Here is a 20,195-nt window from a genome sequence, read left to right on the forward strand (position 1 = left end):
TAGAGCTACAGACTGGCTACGTATCTGTAGGTATCGTGACTCAAGAAACGTAGGTATTACTACCATTAACGGGTCAACTAGGGCTGTATTTCAAGCCCCCGCTATAATCGGTACTCCGATTTAGCGGTGGGTTGTTGACGGAAAACAAACATATTTTTCCCTTAGTTCAAGCCGCAGGATTTATCAGTAGGATTTCCAGCACCCTTTCCCCACCCCTGTCCCTTCTGTGTACTTAATGCTAGTACTCAATCAGGGTAACAATCGGTACATCCGGAAGATATCGGCGTCCGCCCAAATCCCGTAGCTCGATGATAAATCCAAAACCAACCAAATTGCAGCCAGCTTGCTGTACCAACTTTGCCGTAGCGGCTGCCGTTCCCCCAGTCGCAATCAGATCGTCCACAATTAAGATGCGACACCCTGGCTGTAAAGCATCCTTGTGTACCTCCAGGCGATCCATACCGTACTCTAGCTGATATTCGATCGCATGAACCTCTGCCGGTAGTTTCCCAGGTTTGCGAACCGGAATAAAACCTGCTTTGAGCTGATAAGCCAAAGGCGTCCCGACGATAAACCCGCGAGACTCCATCCCGACGACATAATCTACCTCTGGGAAAGTGTCTTTGCATTTCTGGGTAAAAGTGTCGATCGTGTAACGCAGTCCATCTGGGTCGCGCAGGAGAGTGGTGATGTCTCGAAACAGGATTCCCGGTTTGGGAAAATCTGGAATTTCGCGAATCAAAGACTTTAAATCCATAGACTTTTCATCGAAAATGGCGGTAATCGTCGGCATCGGTTGCAAACCGATCGCCCTGTGGAAACTCAGCAGCAATAGGGTGGGTGAGTTTAACCCATAACTTGAACCCGATCGAAGACAGTTTCCTTGAGTCCCGATTGCAAAGAGATGCCTCAGAAATCGTACACTAGAGAGTTACAGTTGCACAGTTTGATATAAACGTTTAACTAATGGGGAGTTTGAGATTGGAGGGAAAGTAAGACCAAAGGTGGGGCGTAAGTCAAATCTGAGGCATTCCCCGTTGAGAACAGAAGCCCGCGCTGTACCGTAAGGTCAGCGTCGGGTAGTTCACATTCAAAACCAAACTAGATTCTTCAACCGCTAGGGTAGAGATGTGGCACAAAGACCGAGACTAAAAGTCACAAGTCACTAACGCAATCGTTTCCAGATTGCTTTTGCCTCAGTCCAGTTCACCTAGCCGATCGGTCGGAATGAAAGTCTCCGCTAACGTAATGTATTTAGATAGTCCACCAGCCCAATCCAATCCCGTCATTTTGGACAGCTTGCCTGTTCCAGCTACCTTTGAGGATCGGGAAATGCCTCGCCGTGCAAGGCTGCAAATTGACCTGATTCTACTGGCCATAGAAGCCTTGGATATCGGTGGCTCCGAAGCCATCCTCACGCTCGCTGCCGAACTGGAACTACAAGATATTATTAAAAATCGTGTCAATCTATGGCGGCTTCGCAGTACTAACCCGCTGCGACGATACAGCCAGCGCCGTTCCTTGACTGTCCTGGAGGCCAAAGCTTTAGTGGCGATCGCCTGCTACTTGGCCCGACGCATGACGGTCTTAATCCGGCAACTGCTCCTGGCTTATCAACAGCTCAGCGATAAGCAACTTTCAATGGAACATCATTTTCGCCTTTCTGAATATCTGGAGCGCTTTCGCAAGCACTTCCGCAGCCGGATGAATCCCCGGCGTTCCGGTGTTCTCGCTTACAGCTCCGATGAAAAATTAAACGAGCTAGCTATTTCACTTTTGGGAGAGTTGCTATTTTGTACAGGTACCGGTGGAATGCAACGGTTTTGGAGCAGTCTGTTTGATGGAGAAGTTTAACAGATTATCGATCGCTACCAATTCCACTACTGACAACTAACAACTAACTACTAACCACTGAAAATGACTATACAGCGCCAGTACAGTCTACCGAACTGCACTTTGCTTCTAGAAGGTTTGAGCGATACTACGAGTAGCGGTCAGATAGACGTCCGCCCCGTAATGTCGATTTTGGTAAATGCAGAGTGTCGTATAGCAGGTTCTCCACTACCTCTAACCGGCGGACGAGAATTTTTTGAAAGCTTGCTTGGGGCAGTCAGTCGTTACGCCCAAGAATTTCTCAGCGGTGTACCTCATCTCCACAATCTCGATAATGTACAGCCTTTGGTGCAGTTGCGACGAATTAATCGCAATTTACATCGATTGATTGTACAACGTCGCGGCGATGTCCATGTAACGTCCAACGGCTTGACTGGTAACACGGCATCGACTGCACCGATCGAAATCGATCTGACAACGGTGCAGTTGTTCGATTTGGTGGAAGCGGTGGATCAGTTCTTTGCCGACTCTCAAACTTTACCGGGTCTATCCCTGCAAGTAACGCCAGTAGAACGGCGATATGCTAATGCCGATCGCCCGATCGTCAAGCGAGCCGCACCAGCTGCGATCGGTGTGTCGAGTTTGGCTGTAGCAGCGATCGCTCTCTTCTTTGTACCCGTTCCGGAAGTCCAGAAACCGAAAGACCCCCTACCGCGACCGGCAGCTAACTCTCTTGATACCACTACCGGTGTCTCCGGTCAAGTCGCAACTGGCTCTCCGCCGCGATCGCCTTCTCCTGTAGGATCGGAAACGGTATCTTCATCCTCGATCGCCTCAGAAACGACATCACCTTCTTCTATAACTTCGGAAACAGCTTCGTCTATAACTACGGAAACGGCATCACCTTCGCCTGTTGTGTCGGAAACGCCATCGCCAATCGCATCGGAAACGGCATCACCTTCGCCTATTGTGTCGGAATCGCCGTCGCCAATCGCATCGGAAACGGCATCACCTTCGCCTGTTGTGTCGGAAACATCGCCGTCGCCAATCGCATCGGAAACATCACCGTCGCCAGTGGCATCCGAGACTGCATCATCATCGCCAGTGGCATTGGAAACGGCATCACCATCGCCAGTAGCATCCGAAACGGCATCACCATCGCCAGTAGCATCCGAAACGCCTTCAACATCGCCTTCAGAAATAAGCGCAACGGCAACAACAGAATCTGTTGGGAACTCGGAACTCAGATCGGAAATTACTGACCCGATCGCGCTCAGGGATTTGAACCGAAGGCTGCATCGCCAAATTCTGGAAAACAAGCAAGAAAAATTAAGGTTTCCGCGACAATTGATTTACCGCGTCGCTGTGCGTCCAGACGGAACAATAGCAGACTATGAAGGCCGAAACCAAAGCGCTATTGACTACGTTAACGAAACTCCCCTACCCAAGCTGAAGACTTCCCCAACTGCAACTGTGTCTGGTACCGGTAGCCAAGAACCTGTTGCTTACTACAAGGTTGTGTTTACCCCCAGAGGCGTTCCGCAAGTTAGTCCTTGGCGCGGCTATCGTTAAATTTTGTTAAAAATACAGGCAACTATCACTGTTAATAATTTGTTTTCTATCCGCTATCGATCGTCATAAAATTCTGCATTGGGTCGATGAGCGGATTTTTTGTCAAAAAAAATCGCATTATTTCTAACCTGGTAATATAGTCTATTTTCTAGATTAGGGGCAATTAGTTGTCACAAAAAGCTACAAAGTAAAGATTGGCAATTTGCTATTTTCTAAAAAAGTGTTTAATGCGATCGATTGACTGTGGTTTTCACGGAACGCATTTCATATCCGGACAAGCTATACTTATGAATGTCTATACTAGCGATCACTGACGATCGCACCCAAATAGAGGATTTTTCCAGGGAAGTTAGACAATATTTTTTCGTTGCAAAGCTTTCGCATAAGTAAAAAATATCATTAGACATCTCCAAAAATTCTTGTGGGGTAGGCATTCTGCCTGTCAAGAGAGATTCTTTTGGAGGAGATGTCTATTAGTAAAATTGGCTCTTTGCTGTATTTACTCTGCTATGGCAGAGAGGCACAAGACAAAAGAAATAACAATGTTTTTGTCCGCACAAAAGCATAAAAACTTCCGAAAAAAAATCTGGAGTTCGGTAACTTAACAACAAAAATTACTCGGAAATTTAGGAAATTTATGAAAACTAAATACTTACAAAGACAAGCTCATTCATTATTGGGAAAGACCTTAAAGTTGTGTTTAATAGCTCCAAGTTGCTGCAAACAGACATTAGGCAATCTCAGTATCAGCAGTAAAATAACCTGTGGCTATACTCTGGCGCTAAGTATTGCAGTTTTAGGAACAACTGTAGGTCTTGCTGTGGGTAATTACTATGAGACAAAAGCTACCCTTGAAGCAGAAAATTGGCATAAAGCAGGAGAGGTGTTACATAAGTTACAAGTGGTTTTATTGCAAACGCGATCGCATCAGCAAAAGTTGATTTACTTAATCCAGAAGCCGCAACAATTTCAAACGGAATACTCTCATCTAAATGGAAACTTAAATGAATTAAAAAGTTTATTATCGGAAATTGAATCTTCTCAAACTTTCACTCAGTTGACAGAATTGAAACCTTTCGCAGGGAATGGTAGTACAATGTTAGAAACATACTACCAACAAATGAAACAACTTCTGGAGCAAACAAATTTGCAAATTATTAAGCCAGAAGAATTTCCTAAATTGCAAACTGTAATGTTAAATTTCACAACAAGCGAAACAGTACTCAAAATTGATGCCTTCTCGGATAATTTAACAAAACTCACAGAATTTGTTTTAAAAAAAGAACACAATGCCAAAGAATTTCGAGAACATGGAGAAATGGTGCAAATATCAGCACCCATAGCGAGTATGCTAATATCAGTTGTATTGGCGATGCTTCTAGCTATCCAAACGAGTAGGGCGATCGCTCGTCCTCTCAAAGATGCGATCGAAGTAGCGCAGGAAGTTACCAAAAATGCTAATTTTGACCTGCAAGTGCCAGTAGTAACAAAAGATGAAGTCGGTATTTTAGCCGCATCTTTGAACCAACTTATTCAAAAGGTAAAACATCTTTTAGAAGAACAAAAAGCAGCAGCAGAACGCCAGCGACAAATGCAAGAGACTCAATTAATCCAAAGCGAAAAAATGTCTAGTTTGGGGAGAATGCTGGCCGGAGTTGCCCACGAAATCAACAATCCCGTCAATTTCATATATGGAAATATCGGCTATGCCAATGATTACATTCAAGACCTTTTAGCACTATTACAAACTTACAAAAATGAAATCCCAAATCCGCCTTTAGCAGTCCAAAAGTTGGCAGAAGAGATTGATATCGATTTTTTGGAAGAAGATTTACCAAAAGTCTTGCAATCCATGAAAATGGGTGCAGAGCGAGTCCGCCAAATTGTTCTCAGTTTAAAAGATTTTTCTCGCTTAGATGAAGCTGCGCCTCAATCTGTAGATTTGCACGCTTGTATTGACAGTACATTGTTGATTCTCCACAACCGTATCAAAAAAGGGATTAATGTCGTGCTTAACTATGGCGACATCCCAGAAATAGAAGGCTACACAGGCTTACTTTATCAAGTATTTATGAATTTACTGAGCAATGCAATTGATGCCTTAGAGCCAGAAACTATGCCATCTGGAGCAGTTTTAAATATGGCCGCGCCAAATGACCGATTAGTAGAAACGCCAAAAAATACCCAACTAAAAGAGATTGTAATTACTACAGAACGCCAAGATAAAAACTGGGTGAAAGTGCGAATTGCTGACACAGGGAATGGAATTTCCCCAGAAAATATGACGAAAATATTTGACAACTTCTTCACTACCAAAGCAAGAGGTATTGGCACTGGTTTGGGATTATCAATTAGCCGTCAGATAGTAGAAGAAAAACACGGTGGGAGAATAAATTTTACATCTTATGTAGGACAGGGAAGTGAATTTGCGATCGCTCTCCCCATCAAACACAACATTGAGACAGCAGAATTCCAAAATGGAAGATTCCAGATGGCAAATTGTATCTATAGCTAGAGCGCCAGTCCAGTAAAAGAGGTTGACAAAAGCAACATAATGTGGGCTTGGCTTTAGACCCTGGCTCCGGCGTTGCATTTGGACAGAAAATCTTGGGTTTTGTGCAATAAATTGTCGCCCAAATGCTAATGCCTCCGGCACGCTACGCGAACGCCCCTACATAATACATATTTCGTTCTTTTTGTCAATTTATTTTACTGGACTGGCGCTCTAGGGCGTCGGGGAAGAAGGGTGTAAAATGAAGATTTTCAGGAATTAAGAATATCCTAAGTTCCTTGGCGGTTGCTCTAAATTTAATTGACAACTTGACGCATATAAGTTCCCCAAATTTGCGCCGCTTGACCGCTACTTCCGCTAGTGGGAGAGTTGTCGTCATTCCCCAGCCAAACACCGGTAGCCACTTGGCGACTGGGAATATAACCGATAAACCACAAGTCTTTATTATCGCTGTTAGTGCCCGTTTTGCCAGCTTCTTCCCCCAGTCCCAAAGAAGCGTTGCGACCGGTTCCCCCTCTGACGACACCTTGAAGTAAAGTAGTCATTTGAGAAGCTACTTCCGGTCTGAGAGCTCGCTTTCCCTCCGCAGTGGGATCGTAGGCATAAATCACGCGGCAGGTACTGGGGTTATTGCGATCGCTGCAATCGCTGCTATCCAAAATGCGGTTAATTGCGTGGGGACGATTCCACACACCGCGATTGGCTAGAGCTGCAAAAGCACCAGTCATCTCTAAGGGATAAACTTCGCTTTGACCTAAAACCAAACCGGGTACGGGATTGAGTTTCGAGTCGATTCCCAATCGCTGCGCCATCCGCACCACATTATCCAAACCGACATCCTGCGCCACCCGCAGAGCGATCGCATTTTCAGACTGTGCGATCCCCCTGTACATATCCGTACTCGCCCCGGCGACTCGTTCGCATCCCCGATAGCGGTTAACCCAAACAAGAGGAGCGCAAGAATACAGTTTACCAGGTGAAATGCCTTGTTCGATCGCCGCCGTGTAAGCAAAAACCTTAAAAGTCGATGCCGCTTGTCGGTGTGCTTGCGTAACGCGATTAAACTGACTTTGTTTGTAATCCAAACCGCCAACTAAAGCTAAAATCGCACCAGTGCGGGAGTCCAGAGTAACGATCGCGCCTTGGGAAAAGCGATTGCTTACCCCTGATTTAGCGATCGCATTACGCAAAGTTGCTTCTGCTTGCCTTTGCATCCGGGGGTCGAGAGAAGTTTCGATGAAAAAATTACCCTCTTTTGCTAATTCCTCCCCCAATAGATAGCGAAGTTCGTTAAAAACATAACTGTAAAAGTAGGGCGCAATCGTATTGGATTGCTCTTGACAAACTTTAGGACTGACTGCAATCCGAGTTCGTCGTGCTTCATTTGCCTCCTCTTGACTAATCCTACCTTGAGTTAGCATCCTCACAATTACAGCATCGCGCAGCCTCTTTGCCCTCAGCAAACTTTGGTTATCCCCGCAAGGATTAAAATTATTGGGAGCCGATAAAATCCCTACTAAAGTAGCAGCTTCCGCCAAAGAAACATTTTTAGCAGACTTGCCAAAGTAGTACTGAGAAGCATCTTCAAAACCGTAAGTATCGCCACCCAAAAAGATGCGATTCAGATAAGTCAGCAATAGTTTGTCTTTGCTGTAGAAGAATTCTAACTTGAGGGCAACAATAGCTTCTCGCACTTTGCGACCGAGGGAATCTTGCGTCCCCACATATTCCCGAAACAAACTGCGGGCAACCTGTTGAGTAACAGTACTGCCGCCTTGACGATCGCCCCCCTTGCTGATAATAAAAGTTGCCCTAGCAATACCGATCGGATCGACACCGAAATGCCAATAAAAACGTTTATCCTCAGAAGCAACTACAGCTTTTGGCAAATAAGGGGAAAAGTCCGACAATTGCCTCATTTCCCCGTGAGCGTTGTTGCGCGGTTGTCGCAAAGGCGTTTCGCCATCGCGGGCGTAAACTACTGCTGGCCCCCCCGTGGCAGCTGGCAGGGGACGCACCGAGAATTTCTGCCATTCGATCGCAATTGCCAACACCATCAATGCCGTTAACCCACCAACCCCATACACCCCCCAGGTGGCAGCTTTCACATACCAAGGTGGCGGATCGTAGTATTGAACCCGGACAGACGCTGCCAGTTCTGGTGGGCCCAGAGTGAGACTATCCCCGTGGCGCAACAATTTTGAGGCGATGCGCCGCCTACCCTTGTAAATGCCGTTCGTTGAACCTTCATCTTTGATAACGAAGGACTTCTGGCGGCGTCCAGTCCGGTTTAAAGACAAGTGAAGCTGACTGACTACAGGATTGCGTACTACAATATCGCAGGATTTCGAGCTGCGTCCCAAGGTGTAGCGATCGCCTAACAAAGGGTAAACTTCTGCTTTGTCCGCATCCGCATCCTGGACTCGCAGTTCCGGCACTCTCGCATTCGCCTTGAGTACCAGTTGGGAAAAGTTTACCTTAGCTTGAACTGTATGTACCGCTTGGGTTATCGCGCCGAAAATTGTTTGCGGGCGTTGAGGCTGAGGAGGAGTCATAGTTATTATTTTAGATTTTAGATTTTAGATTTTGGCAAATGGGGGAAAGGGCGTCGGGGTTAGGGGTTAGGGGAAGTCAAAAGTCAAAAGTCAAAAGTCACTCATTAAGAATTTCTTCCCAACCCCCTGCTCCCCTGCCCCCCTGCCCCCCTGCTCCCCCACTCCCCTACTACGGACGATTTTTCGGCGGCTCATGTTTTCGGAACGCGGCGATAAACAGGCAGGCAATACCTATGTTAATAAAGGTATCTGCCACATTAAATACGGGAAAACGAATGAGGCGAAAATCCACAAAATCGACGACATAGTTTAATAAAAAGCGATCGATGCCGTTGCCCAAAGCGCCCCCCAAAATAAAGCCGTAGCCCAGCTGATCCCAAGCTGGAAGCTTTGGCCCAAACAACGCCAGTGCTATTAAGACGATACTTACCCCCAAGGATAGCCAACGTAACCAACTACCGTCCTGGCTGAACAAACTAAACGCCGCACCTGGGTTTCTTACATAGGTAAAATGAAAGACTCCCTTCCACAAGGGCCAAGTTTCATTGAGGTCGAAATTTTGTACTACCCAGCGTTTGGTCAACTGGTCTAATACCAAACTGACAAGGGCAGCAACCCAAAAAAAGCGGTTTTTAGTCATGTTCATTGTTCATTTCTGATTGTTCGTTATTAATTGTTTTGTTCGTTGCTATGAACCATAACCATGAACCGCAAACAACTTACTAAAGGTTAGTAAAACATCAAGCGTCGCAGAATAAATGCCAATATTGTAACCTCACAAACAACAGCGATCTGTCCTGGCAGGGCGGAGAAGGAAAACTTTTGAGCGGCTGGCAATAAGTCAAGGGTACTGGTGCTTGTCCAGTTAAAATAATCGCTCAAAACCAGATAGCTAAGACCGAAAAAATGAACTGTTAGCAAACCACAGATACAACTAAAGGCAAGAAATTCCAGTTTTGGCGGCATCTTAAAAGCTAAAAAGCCACACAACCAAGCACCCGGAACAAAGCCTAACAAGTATCCAAAGCTTGGTTGTTCAATATATTTGATGCCACCACCTTGAGTAAAGACAGGTAGGAAAGTCAAGCCTAATGCTAAATAAGCGATTTGAGAGAGGGCACCGGCATTTTTGCCTCCAAGACAGCCTACCAGCAACACAGCTCCTATTTGATAGGTGACGCCCAAAGAGTAAGTTTGAATCACCAGTCCTCCTTCATGCCAGGTGGGAAAGGTGATGGAAGCATTTAGAAAAGTGCCGCCGATCGTCAGCAGCAACCCAATAAAGGCCCACAGCAGTTCAGTGGCAGAAAACATTTAGTGACTGGGGGAGTGGGGGAGTGAGGGAGTGAGGGAGTGGGGGAGTGGGGGAGTGGGGGAGTGGGGGAGTGGGGGATTGAGACAATTAATCTTTTCCATCTTTCATCTTCCCTCTCCCTCTTCTTTTTGACTTTTGACTTTTGACTTTTGACTTTCCCGACGCCCCTAATTGGGAACGGGTGCTTCGCCGCCTACAAGTCCCAAGGCTTCTAGCATGGCGCGGTCTTGTTCTGGGGGTTGACCCATTGTGGTGAGGTAGTGCCCGATCAGCATAGCGTTGATGCCAGATTTTAGTCCCAGCGCTTGCAGTTCGCCCATGATGGCTTCCCGTCCTCCAGCGTAGCGGAGAATTTGCTTGGGCAAAATCAACCGAAAGATGGCGATCGCTTTCAACGCTTCGTAAGGATCTAGTTTGGGACGTTCGGCTAATGGTGTTCCCTCTCTGGGATTGAGTAGGTTAAGGGGTACGGATTCAACTTCTAACTCTCGCAAAGCTAAGGCTAAATCTACCCGGTCTGACCAGCTTTCGCCCATACCTAAAATACCGCCGGTACAAGCTTGGATTCCGGCAGCTTTGAGATTTTTGATTGTTTCGACGCGATCTCGCCAAGTATGAGTTGTGGCGATCTGCGGAAAGTAATTTTCTGAGGTTTCCAAGTTGTGATTGTAGCGAGTAACGCCTGCTTCTTTTAATGCTTGTGCTTGTTCTGGCGTCAACTCGCCCAAGGCGCAGCACGGTTTAACGTTTGTTTCGGCGATAATTAGCTGCACTGTTTCCAGAATTCGTTCAAATTCTGACGATTTGGGACTGTTATACTTGATTCCGCGTCCCTGACTCACCAAACAAAATCTTTTTGCACCTGCGGCTGCGGCTGCTTTGGCTTGGTCGAGAATTTCCTCAGTGGATTTTAAACCGTAAACTGGGGAACCAGTACTGGAATGGTGAGCTGACTGGGAGCAAAAACCGCAGTTTTCCGAGCAATTACCAGATTTGACATTGATGATGCTGCACAAATCTACGGTGTTGCCGCAGCAAGCTTGCCGCACTCGATCGGCTGCTTCGCATAGCAGGAGTATATTTTCTTGCCCCTCTATTTTGGTGAGTGCGATCGCTTCCTCTCGACTGAGCAGTTTCCCAGCAATTATCTCCCTGGCGAGGTTGTTTAACCATTCTCGCAATGGCTTCTCAGCAGTTTCATCAGCGGAATCCACATTTGATGGATAGCAGGAATTTGATATTGGCGCTTGCACCACGCTTGGCCCTCTTATTGCATTTGGCGACAAAAATCATGACTTGAGGAAGACTGGATGGCCATTCTGTTTAAGAAATTGGCTAGCTTGCTTCCACCAGACTGGTATGATAGCATTTAGCGATCGCACAAACAGCTTTATTGCACTGCTAATAGTAGCGAAAAATAGAAATTTTGAGATTTATAGCTTTGATACCTAACATAATTACTGAATACGCGATCTTTGTCTGCCTATCTCCAATAAGATGTTTTTTTGACGATTTTCTCAACTAGACGCAGATATTGAAAAATTTATTAACCCAACCTTTACCCTGAACCGCTATGCTTCAAAGGGCTTATCTGTAGAAAGGTGCAAACGTAGAGCGATGCTTTTCTTTACAAATCTTGTCAATCGAACACGTCTGGCTACATCAATTTCTGTGGTAGCCCTCACACTCGGCTTAGCTGCTTGCGGCGGAAACAACGCCCCAAACAATACTGCAAATAGCAGTCCTTCCCCTGGTACTTCTTCGGAAGCTTCCCCTTCAACTTCGACGGCAAGCGGCCCGCAAGCCACAGGCCCTGGCAAACTCGACCTCGCTCAAAACGTGCAGTTAACCGGCGCGGGTGCATCCTTCCCAGCACCTTTATATCAGCGTTGGTTCGTCGATCTCAACAAAAAATATCCCAAACTACAGATTAACTATCAATCAATTGGTAGCGGTGCTGGAGTCGAGCAGTTTACTGCCGGTACAGTAGACTTTGGCGCAAGTGACGTGGCAATGAAGGATGAAGAAATCGCCAAAGTGCAAAAGGGCGTTTTGTTGTTGCCGATGACAGCCGGTAATATTGTAATAGCATACAACCTGCCTAATGTGGAAACTGGTCTGAAACTACCGCGAGATGTTTATACGGACATCTTTTTAGGTAAAATCAAATCCTGGAACGACCCCAAGATTGTGGCCGCCAATCCCGGCGTTACACTTCCCAACCAACCGATTACAGTTGTGTCGAGATCGGATGGTAGCGGAACTACCGGTGTCTTTACAAAACACCTTGCCGCTATCAGTCCTGAATTCAAAGAAAAAGTTGGCGAAGGCAAAACTGTAAAATGGCCGACGGGAATTGCTGCCAAGGGAAATGAAGGTGTTACCGCCCAGATCCTACAAACTCAAGGTGCGCTGGGTTACGTTGAGTATGGCTACGCCAAGCAGACGAATCTAAAATATGCAGCTTTACAAAATAAAGCGGGCACTTTTGTCGTACCGAATGAAGAATCTGCTGCCAAAACCCTTGAATCTGTAACTCTGCCCGAAAATCTGCGAGCCTTTATAGAAGATCCCGAAGGACAAGATTCCTACCCGATTGTTACCTACACTTGGCTGCTAGTTTACAAGCAATATCCCGATTTGGTAAAAGCTAAAGCAATAGAAGCCATGATTGAATACGGGCTAACAGAAGGTCAAAAGAACAGTCCAGAATTAGGATATGTTCCTCTACCCAAAAGCATCATTAGTAAAATAGCAGCTGCCGCCGATCAAATCAGCCCAGATTATAAAATCGACGTGGGTAGCGCTACTGCTAGCCAACAGTAACGTTAGAAAGACTCTACCTAATTTATAGCGAGTCGTACCACACACGGCTAAATGATTGCTGAGGTTCGCTCCCACATTTCCACATCTGTTCGAGAAAGTTAATTATGAGTTCGCAAGCTACAAATACTCAAATAGCAATTAAAGCGCGATCGCAAATGGAAAAATCCCTAGATCGTGGCTTTATTTGGCTAACTCGCCTGTTTGCACTGGCAGTCGCTGGGATATTGCTTTGGATAGCTGTACTGGTATTGGGCAGGGCTATGCCTGCAATCCAAACCTTTGGTTTGAGCTTTCTCACTAATAGCACTTGGAATCCGGTTAATAATGAATACGGCGTACTTGCTACAGTGTACGGAACTATAGTCAGTTCGTTGATTGCTCTGATTTTAGCTGTACCGATTGGTGTGGGCACTGCTATCTTGCTGAGCGAAAATTTTCTGCCTTTACCTGTGCGAACGGTGCTGGTATTTTTAGTAGAGCTTTTAGCAGCAATTCCCAGCGTTGTGTACGGTCTTTGGGGCATTTTTGTTTTGATTCCCATACTGACAAATATCGGTGGATGGCTGCACACTTACTTTGGTTGGCTGCCAATTTTCAGTACGCCCGCTCAAGGGCCGGGAATCTTGCCAGCAGGAGTGGTTTTAACTATTATGATTTTGCCAATTATTACAGCCATTTCTCGCGATGCGCTAATTTCTCTGCCTCCAGATCTGCGGCAGGCAGCGATCGGGTTGGGAGCAACGCGCTGGGAAACAATATTTAAAATACTCATACCAGCGGCGTTTTCCGGAATTGTGAGCGCTGTGATGTTAGCTCTGGGTCGGGCGATGGGAGAAACGATGGCTGTAACGATGGTGATAGGGAATTCCAATAACATTAGCCCTTCAGTGCTAGCACCCGGTAACACAATTTCTTCTCTCCTCGCCAATCAATTTGCTGAAGCAAGCGGTTTGCAAGTATCGGCGTTAATGTATGCCGCTTTGATTTTGTTTTTATTAACACTTTTAGTCAATATTTTGGCTGAATTGATTGTGATGAAAATGAAGCAAATCTAAGTGATAGGCTGGACGAGAATTGGGGAATAAAATAATTAGTGTGAGTACACAATAGAGTTGACTAAACTCTGCCCGATCTGGAAAAAGAAGAAATAACTGTTGAATGTTGAGTTGGAAATTATGATGCGAAGTTCTGATGAAAGTTTATCTGGATATCCTGCTAGAAGTCTGAGTCGCACGGTCTCATCACCCCGGACGTTATTTAGTATGGTGATGACTGTTTTGGCATTCATTTGTGGAGGATTGGCTCTTCTGCCTTTGTTGGCAGTACTTTTTTATGTTAGCGTCCAAGGTCTTAGCCGTCTGAATGTCGGTGCGTTGACGGAATTGCCGCCGCCGCCATTGGTAGAGGGTGGAGGTTTTGGCAATGCGATTATCGGTACGCTAATTATGGTGGGTATCGGTGCTGCCATCAGTATTCCATTTGGGGTGATCGCAGCAATCTACTTAACAGAGTTTAGCAAAGGTCAATTAGCCCGCTGGATTCGCTTTGCTACCAACGTTCTCAGCGGTGTACCTTCAATTATTGCGGGAGTGTTTGCTTACGGTATTGTAGTTTTGACAATGGGCAAATTCTCTGCTATTGCTGGAGGAGTGGCTTTATCGGTGCTGATGTTGCCGGTGATTGTGCGAACTACTGACGAAGCTTTGCAGTTGGTACCGAGAGATTTGCGCCAAGCGGCTGTGGGACTGGGCGCGACTAACTTCCAAACTGTTTGGAAGGTGGTTTTACCGGCTGCTATACCGGCGATTGTCACTGGCGCAACATTGGCGATCGCACGCGCCTCTGGAGAAACGGCACCTTTAATTTTTACAGCTTTATTCGCACAGTTTTGGCCAACTGATTTAGGATCGCCCACTCCATCTCTGGCTGTTCTGGTATTTAATTTTGCGATTTCACCTTTCCCAAATTGGCGAGCGCTGGCATGGGCAGCATCTTTAATACTGGTATTTATGGTTCTGATTACTAGCATCATTGCCCGCTGGGTAATTCGTCAGAAAGTTTACGGTTAAAAAGGTTGGGTATAAAATTTGACGAGAAGCGTTAAGTAAAAGGCGAATGTTAAGATAGGAGAAATTATGCAATGATGTAACAGGATATGTTGTACTTTTAGGTAAAGGTGGAACTGAGAAGATAATCAGCGGTAAGAGGTGCAAAAAAAATCCGGTGGGAAGCAAAATAAATATGCAAGTCCATTGTTTGGCTTTGCAAAGCACGTTCAAAGAGGATTGTCTGTAAGTGCTTTCCATAAATGAATCGAGCCGCAAATAAAAATTTTCACGTTCTCTGAATAAATGTGTATGTTAGGGTCAAGCCAACTCAAAATAGACTTATATGCGTTCTAACTCGCCAGTGACAAATTCAACGGAAACCGTTTTACGCGCACAAAATGTAAATGTTTACTACGGAAATTTCTTAGCCTTAAGGGATATCAATATGGATATCTCTAAAAATCGCATTACGGCATTTATTGGGCCTTCAGGTTGCGGCAAAAGTACGCTGCTACGCTGCTTTAACCGCCTGAACGATTTAATCGAAAGTTTTCGATCTGAAGGAAGAATTTATTATGGCAATCGGGATTTATATGCTGTGGATATTGACCCGGTAGAGGTGCGGCGTCGGATAGGTATGGTGTTTCAAAAGCCGAATCCTTTTCCAAAATCGATTTACGACAATGTGGCTTTTGGTGCGAGGATCAATGGCTACAGGGGCGATATGGATGAGTTGGTAGAACGATCGCTCCGAGGTGCGGCTTTGTGGGATGAAGTGAAAGACAAGCTCAAACAAAGCGGTTTATCTCTGTCTGGGGGACAGCAGCAGCGTTTGTGCATTGCGCGGGCGATCGCAGTCCAACCGGATGTTATTTTGATGGATGAACCCTGTTCTGCGCTAGACCCGATTTCTACCCTGCGGATCGAAGACTTGCTGCACGAACTTAAAGAGCAATATACGATCGTCATCGTTACCCACAATATGCAGCAGGCTTCGCGGGTGTCCGATCTAACCGCCTTCTTTAACGTTCAAGCTACAGAAAAAGGCGGACGAATGGGTTATTTGGTGGAGTTCGATCGCACCGAGGTGATTTTCCAAAGTCCGAAGGAAGAATCTACCCGCGAGTACGTCAGCGGACGCTTTGGTTGATTCGGAGACGGTCAAGTGCGACTCTTCAAAAGAGAGTAACTTTAGAACGATCCCCACAGTACCGATCCAGGATACGATGGAGCATGGATTTGTCTCTGCTGTGGAAAATTTACCTAACTGCTTATGAAGCGCTATTTGACCCGTCTGCTTGCCCTAGTTTTAGTTGTGACGATCGGCTTACTCGGCTGCTCTACCCCCAATGGCATAACTGGGGATTATCGTCAAGATACCTTGGCTCTGGTGCAAACTTTGAGAACTGCGATTGAATTGCCAGATGATTCACCAGAGAAAGCGGCGGTTCAAACAGAAGCACGTCAAAGAATCAATGACTTTGCGGCTCGTTATCGGCGCGACAGTTCTCTCACCGCTCTCCGCTCTTTCACTACAATGCGAACCGCATTAAACAATATAGCCGGACATTACAGTTCTTATCCAAATCGTCCTCTTCCTGAGAAGTTGAAGCAGCGTTTGGAACAAGAATTAACCCAGGTGGAAAATGCTTTGAGACAAGGAGTCTGAGCGTTAAAAATTAAAAATTAAAATGATTAACCCATTTTAATTTTTAATTTTTAATGATTTACTCGACTCGACTAGAGAGTTGCAGCAAAAGTAATCTACGAGTTTTCTGATCCCCCTCTTTGAAGAAGAAGTGGGGAATTTTTGCTAGTAACGTAAGTTGCTAGTTATGAATTTTGGGTAAATTTGTGGTTTGTAGGGTGCGTCAGATCGTTAAATTTGGGCAATTTACAGTAATTTTTAGGTTCTGACGCACCCTACGGATGATAACTGGCAACTTGCGTTAATAGAATACTTCAGTCGGCGATTTCGGCGAATTCACGACCCAGCGAGCCATTACCCGTATCGTTAATTGAGGCTTGAAAAAGTCCGTTTAGTAAGGAAGCCGGTCGTTGTTGATAAGGCCAAGCAAAGGCATGGCGAAAAGCGGCATCTTGACAAGCCTGCAATTCCTCAAAACCGATGATGTCGTAAGTCAGAAGGTTTTCGTACTCGAACGGCAGACGCACGTTATGCAAACCAGCGTTATCGGTGCAGATGGCGATATCCACACCGGCATCAAAACAGCGATCGAACACTAGCTTGAGTTGGCGAATATCGTCGAGAGTACCAGTTTTGAGGTATGTGGTCGGACAAACTTCTAGGCACTGACCGTTAGCAGATAATTCACTTAGCAGTTCTGGATACTGTAAAGGAATCTGAATGCCGTGTCCGATCCGCATCAGATAGGGGATAAGTTCTGGATAGCAACCAGATGAAGTTTCATAGAGGTGACCTGTGGTCTTGAGGTCGAGCGATCGCGCCAAGGCGTACAGTTCTACAAATTCATCCAGCCGCTCTGCATAATGGGCATCCCCCCCAGCCAAGTCTACAGCACAAACATACCCTTTGCTCTGTGCAGCCAGCTCGACGATCGCCCGATTCACCTCATAGGGAAGGCGGGAGTGCATACACAGAATTTGGCTGGTAATGATTGGGTACTCTTTCGTCTGGGTAGCTTTACCGACAATTTCAACAATTTCAGCCATTTGGTCAATTCGTTCCGACTGACTGAGTTGGGGAGATGTCCGCAGATAGGGAGTGTAACGGATTTCCAAATAGGCAAGATTCTCAAAAATATACGCACCGCGAATCAGTCGTGAAATAAAATAGGGTAGCGTCTGAGTAGTTTGAACGCCTTCTACCAAAGTATGCAGCTCCAAATACTCATCGAGCGTATTGCGCGGTTTTGTATAAAAATCCTCAAACGAGGCATACTCAGGGAAGCGATCGGCCAAATTAGCGTCGCTGCGTTGGAAGTAGCGCCAAAGAATACGAGGTACAACAGAACCGCCGAGGTGGCGGTGTAGTTCAGCATATAGAGCCACAGGAACCCCTCTGGTTGATATCGATGAAATAGGAGTACAGTTATTATTTCCATTATTAACAAATCTTTTTGTAAGAGTTGGGCAAGTCCTTTAAAACAGATAGGCTTCCCAGTCAAGCAAGTATGACCTAAACTTTTGTGAAGGTAACTTTGTTGACCTATAGCCCAGCGGCTCTTGATGCCTAGTGGCAAGCAGTGGTGCAGCAACCAGTCCTTGGGGGCTAATTATTTGTCAGTATCGTTTGTTTTTTTTCTTTCTGGTTGATGCCATGTTGAAAGCTCTCACAGCTGTTAAGCAACGTCCCGGTCGTTTCTATCGCAGCGTTTTAGCCGGTGTGTTAACCAGTAGCCTGGTGAGTCAGTGTGTCTGGAATAAACCAACTCATGCACAAGTAATGGTGCCTTGCCAGTTACCGGCAAATCTGATTCAACAAAAAGAAAACCTCCGGCTGGCGGCTCTGAAAGGGGATCGAGAAGCGCAGAACCGCTACCAAGCCCTGATAACCAAACAGGCAACGCAATTGCAAGAATGCCGCAGCCAAAATTGGCCGCGCAACCAAGCTATTTGGCTGCGCCTCTATCCCTGCGATATCCGCCCCGGATCGGTGGGTATGCTGCTCGATCGCCTTGTCAATAAAGGCTACAACGAAGTTTATGTAGAAGTCTTTTACGATAGCCTGGTGCTACTGCCGCAAGCCGATAATCCCACATCTTGGGGTTCTGTAATACAAGTACCCGGAGCGGAAAAAGTAGATCTGTTAGCGGAAATTATTGAGAAAGGTCACAAGCGAGGACTCAAAGTTTACGCTTGGGTGTTTACAATCAATTTCGGATATGCTTACGCGACTCGGCCCGATCGCCAAGGTGTGTTAGCTCGTAATGGCAGGGGTCAAACCAGTTTGGATGTAACCAACGATGCGGGTATCGACACCGATCTAACAAAGGGCGATGCCAGTAAAGCTTTTGTCGATCCCTACAGCCCCCAAGCGCGACAAGACTATGAAAGGTTGATTGAGGCAGTCATCAAACGCAAACCGGACGGAGTTTTGTTTGATTACGTTCGCTATCCCAGAGGGACGGGGGATGCTTCGGTAGTTACCAAGGTGCAAGATTTGTGGATTTATGGTGAATCTGCCCAGCAAGTATTCTTGCAACGGGCAATCAACCGCAAAGGGCTGGATCTGATGCGGCGATTTTTAACGAAGGGATTCGTTAGCGCCCAAGATGTTGCCCAGGTTGACGAAATTTATCCAGAGGAAGAAGAACCGCTTTGGCAGGGACGCAATCCCGACCAAACAAAGAGCGTACTACCACCAGGGCAACGTCAACCTTTCCTACAATGGGATTTATGGCAGCTGAGTGTAGCCCACGCCGCTCAAGGTATTGTCGATTTTTTGACGGCAGCTATGCAACCGGCGCAGCGCGTCGGCATCCCGACTGGGGCGGTGTTTTTCCCTGGGGGCAACCAAGCTGTCGGTCAGGGGGGATATGACTCGCGGGTACAACCTTGGGATAAGTTCCCCAGAATGATGGAATGGCATCCCATGCTTTATGCAAATTGCAACGACACTAGCTGTATTTTGAACGAGCTGCAACGGGTAGTCAGTCTCGCTCCTCTCGGTACGGATATTAGACCGGCGTTGGCTGGTGATTGGGGAAGGGCTGTGAGCAATCGTCCGTCTCTGGAGGTGCAAATGCAGGCTATTCGTCAATATGCACCGCAAATTCAGACGGTGAGCCATTTTGCTTATTCTTGGCAAGACCCGGAGAGCGATCGCGAAAGAAAGTTTTGTAAGTTGCGGTAGTTTAATGGACATCTCCAACATAGAATAGACCGCTCTAAAAATTCTTGTGGGATAGGCATCCTGCCTGTCTCTTTTATTCTTTTCTGGAGAGACTAAACCCTGATGGAGTGACAACTTTAGCTCATGGATTATACCAAATCCGGGTTAGCTACCCCCGTGTCAATGTACCCATAAGATTGCCGGGGCTGGAAGGATAAACTTGCCGCGACTGTGGCTGCGACACTCATTCTGGCGTCAAGTAGCCACTCAGCATCTGCTGCTTTTGGAACGATTTGATTGCCGTTGACTAAAAATGGAACCATAAAACTGCCAAAATTTTAAGATTTTTTTTAAAGATGAAGAAGTAAGATTAAATCAAGCACTCAAGCCAGTGCCAAGGATACTCAAAGGTAAAAGCTTTACCTCACTGCTCAAGAAAAACAAGGCATTAGTTGTGAGTCGCATCTAGAACCACTTCAGGAGATGCCAGTATGCTCACAACAGAAGAGTTCGATAACTGGTGTAATCGTAACAACCTATCGGCACTGCAAAAAAAGACAATAGAAATCATCCGCACCAGTGAACCAGCACGGCGCGTAGGAGGAGGCAGAAAGAATGTTTCTGGATTTTATCCCAGTCAGAAAATGGGCAGAAGCATTCAGTTTGAATCCCACAAGCTAGAGTTAGCATTAATTTACCAATTAGAACACGACTGGAA

The 20,195-nt window shown here is 46.1% G+C and carries 18 protein-coding genes; 10 read left to right on the forward strand and 8 right to left on the reverse strand.

The genetic code is table 11. The features are described from left to right. Window positions 1–238: 238 nt before the first annotated feature. A complete protein-coding gene (locus tag ACE1CD_RS00240) occupies window positions 239–757 on the reverse strand; it encodes an adenine phosphoribosyltransferase (RefSeq protein ID WP_374820645.1) in 519 nt (172 codons plus the stop codon). A gap of 470 nt (window positions 758–1,227) precedes the next feature. Between ACE1CD_RS00240 and ACE1CD_RS00245 the strand changes: the two genes are divergently transcribed. Both ACE1CD_RS00245 and ACE1CD_RS00250 read left to right on the forward strand, forming a co-directional pair. Beyond that, window positions 1,228–1,854, forward strand: coding sequence for a DUF3038 domain-containing protein (locus ACE1CD_RS00245; protein ID WP_374790488.1), 627 nt, complete (start codon window positions 1,228–1,230; stop codon window positions 1,852–1,854). Window positions 1,855–1,917: 63 nt separating this feature from the next. Then, entirely contained in the window at window positions 1,918–3,405 is a 1,488-nt protein-coding gene (locus ACE1CD_RS00250) for a DUF4335 domain-containing protein (protein ID WP_374820621.1), read from the forward strand. Window positions 3,406–3,629: 224 nt separating this feature from the next. Here ACE1CD_RS00250 and ACE1CD_RS00255 read toward each other — a convergent pair whose 3' ends face one another. Beyond that, a complete protein-coding gene (locus ACE1CD_RS00255) occupies window positions 3,630–3,839 on the reverse strand; it encodes a hypothetical protein (RefSeq protein ID WP_374790484.1) in 210 nt (69 codons plus the stop codon). Between the two features lie 203 nt (window positions 3,840–4,042). Between ACE1CD_RS00255 and ACE1CD_RS00260 the strand changes: the two genes are divergently transcribed. Continuing rightward, entirely contained in the window at window positions 4,043–5,920 is a 1,878-nt protein-coding gene (locus ACE1CD_RS00260; protein WP_374820624.1) for an ATP-binding protein, read from the forward strand. 293 nt (window positions 5,921–6,213) lie between these two features. On the opposite strand, the gene ACE1CD_RS00265 is transcribed toward ACE1CD_RS00260, so the two are convergent. The 4 genes from ACE1CD_RS00265 to bioB form a co-directional block, all read right to left on the reverse strand. After that, window positions 6,214–8,472 (reverse strand): transglycosylase domain-containing protein, encoded by a 2,259-nt coding sequence (locus tag ACE1CD_RS00265; RefSeq protein WP_374820627.1) that lies wholly within the window; start codon window positions 8,470–8,472, stop codon window positions 6,214–6,216. Between the two features lie 169 nt (window positions 8,473–8,641). Next, entirely contained in the window at window positions 8,642–9,118 is a 477-nt protein-coding gene (gene lspA / locus ACE1CD_RS00270) for a signal peptidase II (RefSeq protein ID WP_374820630.1), read from the reverse strand. 83 nt (window positions 9,119–9,201) lie between these two features. Next, the gene (locus tag ACE1CD_RS00275) at window positions 9,202–9,786 is read right to left on the reverse strand and encodes a biotin transporter BioY (RefSeq protein ID WP_374820632.1); all 585 of its coding nucleotides are present in this window, start codon (window positions 9,784–9,786) and stop codon (window positions 9,202–9,204) included. A gap of 168 nt (window positions 9,787–9,954) precedes the next feature. Then, window positions 9,955–11,001 (reverse strand): biotin synthase BioB, encoded by a 1,047-nt coding sequence (bioB, locus tag ACE1CD_RS00280; protein ID WP_374790490.1) that lies wholly within the window; start codon window positions 10,999–11,001, stop codon window positions 9,955–9,957. Between the two features lie 403 nt (window positions 11,002–11,404). Between bioB and pstS the strand changes: the two genes are divergently transcribed. From pstS to psb27, 5 genes are all read left to right on the forward strand, one after another. Continuing rightward, a complete protein-coding gene (pstS, locus tag ACE1CD_RS00285) occupies window positions 11,405–12,613 on the forward strand; it encodes a phosphate ABC transporter substrate-binding protein PstS (protein ID WP_374790474.1) in 1,209 nt (402 codons plus the stop codon). Between the two features lie 104 nt (window positions 12,614–12,717). After that, complete coding sequence (gene pstC / locus ACE1CD_RS00290; RefSeq protein WP_374790472.1) at window positions 12,718–13,668, forward strand: phosphate ABC transporter permease subunit PstC; 951 nt, start codon at window positions 12,718–12,720, stop codon at window positions 13,666–13,668. 123 nt (window positions 13,669–13,791) lie between these two features. Beyond that, on the forward strand, window positions 13,792–14,682 hold the full coding sequence (gene pstA, locus ACE1CD_RS00295) for a phosphate ABC transporter permease PstA (protein WP_374820648.1): 891 nt from the start codon (window positions 13,792–13,794) through the stop codon (window positions 14,680–14,682). A 322-nt stretch (window positions 14,683–15,004) separates the two neighbouring features. Then, on the forward strand, window positions 15,005–15,811 hold the full coding sequence (gene pstB / locus ACE1CD_RS00300; RefSeq protein ID WP_374820634.1) for a phosphate ABC transporter ATP-binding protein PstB: 807 nt from the start codon (window positions 15,005–15,007) through the stop codon (window positions 15,809–15,811). A 123-nt stretch (window positions 15,812–15,934) separates the two neighbouring features. Then, on the forward strand, window positions 15,935–16,330 hold the full coding sequence (psb27, locus tag ACE1CD_RS00305) for a photosystem II protein Psb27 (protein ID WP_374790466.1): 396 nt from the start codon (window positions 15,935–15,937) through the stop codon (window positions 16,328–16,330). Window positions 16,331–16,623: 293 nt separating this feature from the next. On the opposite strand, the gene ACE1CD_RS00310 is transcribed toward psb27, so the two are convergent. Next, window positions 16,624–17,694 (reverse strand): adenosine deaminase, encoded by a 1,071-nt coding sequence (locus tag ACE1CD_RS00310; RefSeq protein WP_374820637.1) that lies wholly within the window; start codon window positions 17,692–17,694, stop codon window positions 16,624–16,626. A gap of 184 nt (window positions 17,695–17,878) precedes the next feature. Here ACE1CD_RS00310 and ACE1CD_RS00315 point away from each other — a divergent pair, with 184 nt between their 5' ends. Then, the gene (locus tag ACE1CD_RS00315) at window positions 17,879–19,498 is read left to right on the forward strand and encodes a family 10 glycosylhydrolase (protein ID WP_374820639.1); all 1,620 of its coding nucleotides are present in this window, start codon (window positions 17,879–17,881) and stop codon (window positions 19,496–19,498) included. A gap of 128 nt (window positions 19,499–19,626) precedes the next feature. On the opposite strand, the gene ACE1CD_RS00320 is transcribed toward ACE1CD_RS00315, so the two are convergent. Beyond that, window positions 19,627–19,800 carry a hypothetical protein gene (locus ACE1CD_RS00320; protein WP_374790460.1) on the reverse strand — a complete coding sequence of 58 codons (174 nt, stop codon included), beginning with the start codon at window positions 19,798–19,800 and terminating at the stop codon, window positions 19,627–19,629. 168 nt (window positions 19,801–19,968) lie between these two features. Between ACE1CD_RS00320 and ACE1CD_RS00325 the strand changes: the two genes are divergently transcribed. Continuing rightward, on the forward strand, window positions 19,969–20,195 hold a 227-nt coding region (locus tag ACE1CD_RS00325; protein ID WP_374820642.1), incomplete at its 3' end, for a hypothetical protein.

This window comes from Aerosakkonema sp. BLCC-F183 (assembly GCF_041929145.1).
GTDB lineage: Bacteria > Cyanobacteriota > Cyanobacteriia > Cyanobacteriales > Aerosakkonemataceae > Aerosakkonema.

What these genes read in the sequence shown, in the direction of transcription:
- ACE1CD_RS00240 (WP_374820645.1), bottom strand. Translation starts at nt 757, where the DNA reads ATGGATTTAAAGTCTTTGATTCGCGAAATTCCAGATTTTCCCAAACCG.
- ACE1CD_RS00245 (WP_374790488.1), top strand. Translation starts at nt 1,228, where the DNA reads ATGAAAGTCTCCGCTAACGTAATGTATTTAGATAGTCCACCAGCCCAA.
- ACE1CD_RS00250 (WP_374820621.1), top strand. Translation starts at nt 1,918, where the DNA reads ATGACTATACAGCGCCAGTACAGTCTACCGAACTGCACTTTGCTTCTA.
- ACE1CD_RS00255 (WP_374790484.1), bottom strand. Translation starts at nt 3,839, where the DNA reads ATGCCTACCCCACAAGAATTTTTGGAGATGTCTAATGATATTTTTTAC.
- ACE1CD_RS00260 (WP_374820624.1), top strand. Translation starts at nt 4,043, where the DNA reads ATGAAAACTAAATACTTACAAAGACAAGCTCATTCATTATTGGGAAAG.
- ACE1CD_RS00265 (WP_374820627.1), bottom strand. Translation starts at nt 8,472, where the DNA reads ATGACTCCTCCTCAGCCTCAACGCCCGCAAACAATTTTCGGCGCGATA.
- lspA (WP_374820630.1), bottom strand. Translation starts at nt 9,118, where the DNA reads ATGAACATGACTAAAAACCGCTTTTTTTGGGTTGCTGCCCTTGTCAGT.
- ACE1CD_RS00275 (WP_374820632.1), bottom strand. Translation starts at nt 9,786, where the DNA reads ATGTTTTCTGCCACTGAACTGCTGTGGGCCTTTATTGGGTTGCTGCTG.
- pstS (WP_374790474.1), top strand. Translation starts at nt 11,405, where the DNA reads ATGCTTTTCTTTACAAATCTTGTCAATCGAACACGTCTGGCTACATCA.
- pstC (WP_374790472.1), top strand. Translation starts at nt 12,718, where the DNA reads ATGAGTTCGCAAGCTACAAATACTCAAATAGCAATTAAAGCGCGATCG.
- pstA (WP_374820648.1), top strand. Translation starts at nt 13,792, where the DNA reads ATGCGAAGTTCTGATGAAAGTTTATCTGGATATCCTGCTAGAAGTCTG.
- pstB (WP_374820634.1), top strand. Translation starts at nt 15,005, where the DNA reads ATGCGTTCTAACTCGCCAGTGACAAATTCAACGGAAACCGTTTTACGC.
- psb27 (WP_374790466.1), top strand. Translation starts at nt 15,935, where the DNA reads ATGAAGCGCTATTTGACCCGTCTGCTTGCCCTAGTTTTAGTTGTGACG.
- ACE1CD_RS00320 (WP_374790460.1), bottom strand. Translation starts at nt 19,800, where the DNA reads ATGGTTCCATTTTTAGTCAACGGCAATCAAATCGTTCCAAAAGCAGCA.